This window comes from Natronocalculus amylovorans (assembly GCF_023638035.1).
Taxonomy (GTDB): Archaea; Halobacteriota; Halobacteria; order Halobacteriales; family Haloferacaceae; genus Natronocalculus; species Natronocalculus amylovorans.
The window spans coordinates 126,969-133,754 of sequence record NZ_JAKRVX010000008.1; the positions used below are offsets into that span (position 1 = coordinate 126,969).

Here is a 6,786-nt window from a genome sequence, read left to right on the forward strand (position 1 = left end):
ATATTATGACAGAGAAACCAATCCTTGAAGTGACCAATTTACAGACACAGTTCCGAACTGATGACGGCACTATCCGGGCCGTAGATGGTGTTTCCTTTACGCTCCACGAACGAGAGATTTTGGGGCTTGTCGGTGAATCCGGAGCCGGAAAAAGCGTTGCAATCAAAAGTATCCTTGGACTGATCGAAGAGCCGGGCCAGATTGTCGCTGGTGAAATCACATACAAAGGTGAGACGATTTATGCCGTTGAGCAAGACGAAGACGGCATTCCACGCCCGACGGCTGAGTCGTACACGGATGCACAGATTCGAAAACGCATTCGTGGAAATGAGATCGCAATCATTCTTCAAGATCCGATGGAGAGTCTCAACCCGGTATATACGATCGGAAGCCAGATTCAAGATGTAATTGAACTCAATCGTGATCTCAGAGGCGCTGCCGCAAAGTCGGACGCAATTGAGATGCTTCGAGAGGTGGGTATTCCGGATCCGGAGACAAATTTCCACGAGTACCCACATGAATTTTCGGGCGGACAGCGCCAACGCATAATGATTGCAATGGCCTTGGCGTGTGAACCAAGCGTTATCATTGCGGATGAACCGACAACAGCGCTAGATGTTACTGTTGAAGGGCAGATTCTCGATCTTGTGAACGATCTGAAAGACAAATACGACACGAGCTTCATCTGGGTGACCCATGATATGAGTGTTGTTGCTGAACTCTGTGATCGGGTTAATGTGATGTATCTTGGCAATATTGTTGAGTCTGCGCCAGTACGAGAGCTCTTTTATGACACCAAGCACCCGTACACGCAAGCACTGCTGGCTTCAATTCCACGTCCAGATCGCAAACAGGATGAACTGCAATCCATTGCTGGATTAATGCCAAGTGCTCGCGACCCACCACAGGGCTGTCGGTTTCATACTCGATGCCCCGGGGCAAAAAAGATCTGTCAAGAGGTACAGCCACCATTGCAGGCGTTCACGGAGTCAGATCGTGGGGAAAATAAGAATACCAATCACACTGTCAGCTGCCTGCAGTATGACTCGTTTAAAACGGAGTACGAAAACAGCGAATATATTCAGAATGAGGCCAATCCAGATGGTACTCCTCATATTCAGTCGCAGGCCCAAGCGCAGACGCAAAACGTCTCGTCACCTGCGGAACGTACATCTACACATATCGACACGTCATCACCAATCTTACAACTAAACGAGGTCCGAAAGGAATTCAATACGAGCAGTGGACTGTTCGGGCCGTTATCGGTCTCACTATCCGGCGGGATTCCACAGATAGAGTGGTCTCCGGAGGTATTAACAGCAGTTGATGGCGTTTCGATGAACGTTTACCCCGGAGAAACGCTTGGGCTTGTTGGTGAGTCCGGCTGTGGAAAGTCAACGCTTGCAAAGACGATCGTCCGACTGCTTGAGCCAACTGATGGCTCGGTAATGTTTGATGGAGAGTCGCTGAGCGACCTGTCAGGAGAGCCTCTCCGTCAGAAACGCCGAGATATCCAAATGGTGTTTCAAGACCCACACTCGTCGCTTGATCCTCGGATGACGATCGGGAAGATTATTGAAGAGCCAATGAAGGTGAACAAGCTGTATGATGCAGACACACGCAGAGAGCGAGCCTTTGATCTCTTAGAAAAAGTGGGACTTAATCCAAGCCAGTACAACCGCTATCCACATGAGTTCTCCGGTGGACAACGCCAGCGTGTTAACCTCGCACGGGCGCTCTCAGTGGACCCAAAGCTTGTTGTTTGTGATGAGCCAGTGAGCGCACTCGATGTGAGCGTCCAAGCACAGGTCCTCTCAATTATGCGAGATCTGCAAGAGGAGTTCAATCTCACGTATCTGTTTATCAGCCACGATCTCAGCGTTATCCGACAGATAAGCGATCGGGTTGCAGTGATGTACCTTGGACGGATTGTTGAAATCGGCAAAACGGCTGATGTCTTTGCTGATCCAAAGCACCCATATACCCGCGGACTACTCAGTTCAATTCCGATCCCAGACCCTGACACTGTCAAGGAACGAGAAAACATGGTTGGAGACGTGCCAAGCCCGCTCAATCCGCCATCAGGCTGCCACTTCAATCCGCGCTGTACGGCATTTATCCCACCAGATCAGTATTCCGGGCATCCACACTGGGATGAGACGCTTGCGTTCGTTCGGGCTGTTGGACGACGTGCGTTTGTCGCTGACGATCCAGTATCAATTCACGAATCGTTCTTCGCAAATGGAGTCCCAGATGATGCGCTGGGTACAGTCATTTCAGATACGATCGACCAACTTGTCGCTGGAGAGTGGGATGCTGCACATGACCTGCTCACTGACGAATTTATTTCTCCAAGTGTTTGTACACAGTCCGTCTCCGAATACGAAGCTGGTGATAACGATCGGGTTGTGCTTTGTCACCGATATGCGGATGATTTTGAACAGGCACCGTAAGCACCCACAAACGACCTTTTATTTCATCTCTCAACGAGCGTACACCTATGCCACAACCGAAAACTGCGCTTGTCACAGGCGCTGCCAGTGGAATCGGTGCTGCAGTCGTCGCACAAATTGTAGACGAACAGTTATTTGACTCCGTTATCGCAGTCGATATTGATCCAGCGGTTGTCGATCAGTACAGCACCGCTGCGTATGAGATGGTGATGCCACACATGGTAGATATCAGTGAGTATGCCGCCGTTCAATCAACAGTTGATATTGCTGAAGCGGATGGAAATATTTGTGCTGTTGCGAACTGTGCAGGCGTCTCTGAGCCAGGATGGCTTGATGAGATTACTCCCGATCGATGGCAACGGATCATCGATGTAAACCTCACAGGAGCATACAATGTCGCGCGGGCGACGTGTATCCCGATGTACGAGCGTGGAGTCGGCACATTTGTGACGGTCTCCAGTGGTGCAGGACAACGTGGGAGTATGAGCGGAGGTGTCCACTACTCCGCAGCAAAATCGGGGCAGTTTGGGCTTGTTCGCGGCTTAGCGAAACAATTGAGTCCACATATTCGAGTCAACTGTGTCGTTCCTGGATTGATAGAAACACCGTTAACAACTGAGTCGGGATTGTGGAACGAAGATGAGATTGCTGCATTTGAAGCGTCACTGCCAGCACAGCGAATGGGGACTGCAGAGGAGGTTGCGGATGCCATTTCATTTCTGCTTGGCCCGAAGAGCAGTTATATCACTGGCGAACTGCTTACCGTCGACGGTGGGGCACAGCTGTCGTGATCAGCTGTTCAAGCGCTCGTCGCAACGCCGAACCGCACGTAATGTGCGATCCAATCGATGACAGATACGGTTTGCCGCGCGATCGGTGCTCACTTCGATAAACCGCCGTGTCGGCCCTGATGCGTCCGGGAGCGAGCGGGCGCACTGCAACTGCGGTAAGAGCGGCTGTGAGAGAGCGGGGTCTTGACCGTAATCGGTTCCACTGACGTATAATATCGGGATCAGTTCGTTACCAAGCGCAACGTAGAGGTCCTCGACTGCAGTCAGGAACTCCGGATCACTTGTCGCAGACAGCTGGTCAATATCGTCGTATACCGCGTGTAATTCCTCATGGGCCAATGCGAGTCGATCGTAGATGTTCGTAAACGCGTGCTCCGATGCACTCGAAATCTCATCCAACTGTGTTTTGATCTCCGTAACCGTTGCACGGAAATCGTGCGGCAACACAGGCGAATAACACACCCGTGCTGCGATTGTTGCAAACAGTTTGGTCTCTTCGACAAGCACGTCGATATCGACTTTATCGCGTGTATCCTCCGGCGTATGCCACCACCAGCCGCCACCGATCGGGCCGCCATCGGGTGTACCAGGTTCTAATCGAGCACCGGAGAGGATTGAACTCGTTCCGGTTCCCCAAAACGACTGATCCGAATTTCGTCCCGGTCGATCGCTTCCGAGGAAGCTTTCATCATCATCCCGAGGTGGGAGATCTGTCGCTGCGTCGATCGCTGCAAAATGTTCGTCTTCGAGCTCGGCCATGTGTTGATACCAGATTCCATCCGCACCTTTCAGCCCGTTAAGATCCAAATGAAGGTATAGCACGCTGTTTTCTCGAAGATCGAGCCATTCTCTATCAGCGTACCAGCTACTTCCTGCATAGCGCCCTGTTGAGTGTGCAGGCCAGAATGCAAACACAACCCCCCGTTTCGGCGGGTGCTCCGCAAAGAGTCTTGCAAGCTCAATTGTTGCTGCCATTGCGGTTGCATTGTCAGTGATGCCTTCATGCCACGAATCAACGTGATTTCCCACGATCATATACCGATCGCTCTCGGTTCCATCGACCCGCCCGATTGGGAATGGAATCGATCGAAGTTCTGTGGTAACTTCTGTTGTGAGGGTTAGTTCGACCGAAGATCCAGCAACCAACTCTTTCAACCATGCTGCATCGGATTGGTGAATCTGAGCGACGGGGAGCGTCGGAAGTTCGTCTTTTGTTTCGTTGCTTGGTGTGCCCCAAATTGGAGTGACGATCATCTCATGAAGGTGTGACTCACTGACTGTTTCATAGATCACACCAGCGGCACCAGCATCTGTAAGCAACTGCACTGGCTTTGGTGTCGGAAATCCCTTTGTCAGCACAATATTTCCAGCCACGCTCGCGCGCTGAACGCTTTCGGACGTCACATCAGGGATGTTGATAACGGTCCCGTGTATCCCTGTGGCGGGTGTATTACCGCTGAATGAGGTTGTAATGGCAGTCTCTATTGGTTGGCGTGTTGGATGGGTCACAACGATCTCTGCAGACTCGGGGATGCTCACAAGCACGTCTGCTGTTTCGAGCGTTGCCTCGACACCGTACTCACGGAGCGTCTCGACGACGTATTCACTTGCCTGCAGTTCGTCTGCAGATCCTGACACGCGTTCTAAGCCGCTAAATTCGTCAACGTGTGCGGTCAACTGATCTGGGTCGATCATCTCTCGGAGCGTCTCCTCTGTAGCCCTATCAACAGGTGTAATCATACGATGTTCAACCATCACCGGGAAAGAGCATAAACACTCACACAGTACTTGACTCAACGGGATACCGTTAGTTGTTTGTGGTGATTGATCAGGTCATATTGTCGAGAACAGTCTCTGCGAACAGTTCCATCCCATCCGTCTGTGGAAAATCAACGAACTCAAGCACGATTTCAGTGATCCCCAAGGAGAGGAACGGCTGTAGTTGTGCCTCAACTTGCTCAGGTGTTCCGACCAATGCAAACTCTGTGTCGCCGATCGAATCCGGATGGAATCGCGGTGCAGCTTCAAGTAGCTCCGCAACTTCTGACTTGGTCTCCCGAATGAGACAGCGAGCAAACCATGACTTTGTTATTTCATCGTACTCACGATCGTACGTCTGACAGTGTTGTTTTAGGACGGCGAGTTTGTGCTCCATCACATCAACTGGTCCCCAAAAGTTCCAGATGTCCGCATGTTTCGCAGCGATCCGCAATGTGAACTCCTCGCCACCACCACCGACCATGATTGGGGGATGTGGGTTTTGTACCGGATGTGGCAGACAGCAGGCATCATCCACTGTGACATATTGCCCATGATAGGTAACCCGGTCGGCGGTCCAGAGTTCTTTGAGCAGTTCGATGGTTTCTTCCATCTCGCGGAGCCGATCCGGTGCAGATGGCCACTCGTAGCCGTATGCGATCGCCTCGTCATCTTTCCATCCCGCACCCATTCCTAGTCTGAGTCGGCCATCAGAAATCGAATCAAGCGTCGCCATCGTTTTTGCTAACAGTGCTGGCTGCCGAAGAATGTTATTTACCGTTTTTGGATATAGATAGACATCCTCAGTTGCGCCAGCAATACCCGCAAGCGTAACGAGACACTCTGTGGTTGGCCCATCACCAGTCATTAGATGATCTGGAACTGCAACCCCGTCAAATCCACTTTTTTCTGCCGCTACAGCGTATGATCGCTGATCATCCCACTCGATCGACTCACAATATGGCAGGGTACTATACTCGTTGCTGCCGCCGCTTGTCGGTATATTGACCGCAAACTCCATGAGAGCTATTCACAGACCGGGGTAATAAGTTTCGCCTGTCGATCGAACTCTCTTTTCCGGGAGATAAATGTCAGCTATCCACGACTAAAATCGTGGACTTCCCCCTCAAAATCAATGTGAAAAATAGATGCGTTTTTCCGAGACACGTCCCAGAAAATTACCCATGTCATCAAATTCGAATTTGGTGATTGGAAATTTTGAAAATAAACATGCTATAGTTTTACTATCATTATAGTAATTAACTTTAACATGATAAAAGCCGCCTCATATGTATTTTTACAGTATCTTCTTATTGGAGACTTAATATTAAACTAATTACTGTTTATTAATTATCAGTTTTTGTGGGAGATAGTCTGTCTCGACGTACGCAGTCATTCGTCGCTATCCTCTACTCCGCGTTTTCCCCGATCGATTACAGAGAATTAAGGAGAAAGCCCACGACTTTAGTCGTGGGTGGATGTCAAGTCACCCAGTTCACCAGCAGAGTGCCGTCATCACCTGGGAGCTCACAGAATGAGCGCTTCTTTGTTCTCGACTCGGTTGCGGTCTAGTCTGCCGATCGTTCGAATAGTCATTATTTGTATCGTGTGAGATTCCGTTATTTCGGAGACCCTTGCTAATCTCCAGTCCCACTTGTTGCAAATATTCTGTCTTGCTGTTCACATCTCTCTCAATATTTTGTAGTTCGTTCATCGATCGGTATATATGTTTACAGAATGCAAGGAGAATGCCCCGAGGTTGTTCGGAAACCTTTGGTTTCCGT

The 6,786-nt window shown here is 50.3% G+C and carries 4 protein-coding genes; 2 read left to right on the forward strand and 2 right to left on the reverse strand.

The window, feature by feature from the left end; translation table 11 throughout:
• Positions 1–5: 5 nt before the first annotated feature.
• Both AArcSt2_RS14860 and AArcSt2_RS14865 read left to right on the forward strand, forming a co-directional pair.
• Entirely contained in the window at positions 6–2,453 is a 2,448-nt protein-coding gene (locus tag AArcSt2_RS14860) for a dipeptide ABC transporter ATP-binding protein (protein ID WP_250585727.1), read from the forward strand.
• 47 nt (positions 2,454–2,500) lie between these two features.
• On the forward strand, positions 2,501–3,244 hold the full coding sequence (locus AArcSt2_RS14865) for an SDR family oxidoreductase (RefSeq protein WP_250585729.1): 744 nt from the start codon (positions 2,501–2,503) through the stop codon (positions 3,242–3,244).
• Here AArcSt2_RS14865 and AArcSt2_RS14870 read toward each other — a convergent pair whose 3' ends face one another.
• Positions 3,245–4,984 (reverse strand): M28 family peptidase, encoded by a 1,740-nt coding sequence (locus AArcSt2_RS14870; protein WP_174654827.1) that lies wholly within the window; start codon positions 4,982–4,984, stop codon positions 3,245–3,247. It lies immediately after the preceding gene.
• Positions 4,985–5,072: 88 nt separating this feature from the next.
• Positions 5,073–6,023: an LLM class flavin-dependent oxidoreductase gene (locus AArcSt2_RS14875; RefSeq protein WP_174654826.1), complete on the reverse strand. Its 951-nt coding sequence runs from the start codon at positions 6,021–6,023 to the stop codon at positions 5,073–5,075.
• Positions 6,024–6,786: the final 763 nt, after the last annotated feature.

What these genes read in the sequence shown, in the direction of transcription:
- AArcSt2_RS14860 (WP_250585727.1), top strand. Translation starts at nt 6, where the DNA reads ATGACAGAGAAACCAATCCTTGAAGTGACCAATTTACAGACACAGTTC.
- AArcSt2_RS14865 (WP_250585729.1), top strand. Translation starts at nt 2,501, where the DNA reads ATGCCACAACCGAAAACTGCGCTTGTCACAGGCGCTGCCAGTGGAATC.
- AArcSt2_RS14870 (WP_174654827.1), bottom strand. Translation starts at nt 4,984, where the DNA reads ATGATTACACCTGTTGATAGGGCTACAGAGGAGACGCTCCGAGAGATG.
- AArcSt2_RS14875 (WP_174654826.1), bottom strand. Translation starts at nt 6,023, where the DNA reads ATGGAGTTTGCGGTCAATATACCGACAAGCGGCGGCAGCAACGAGTAT.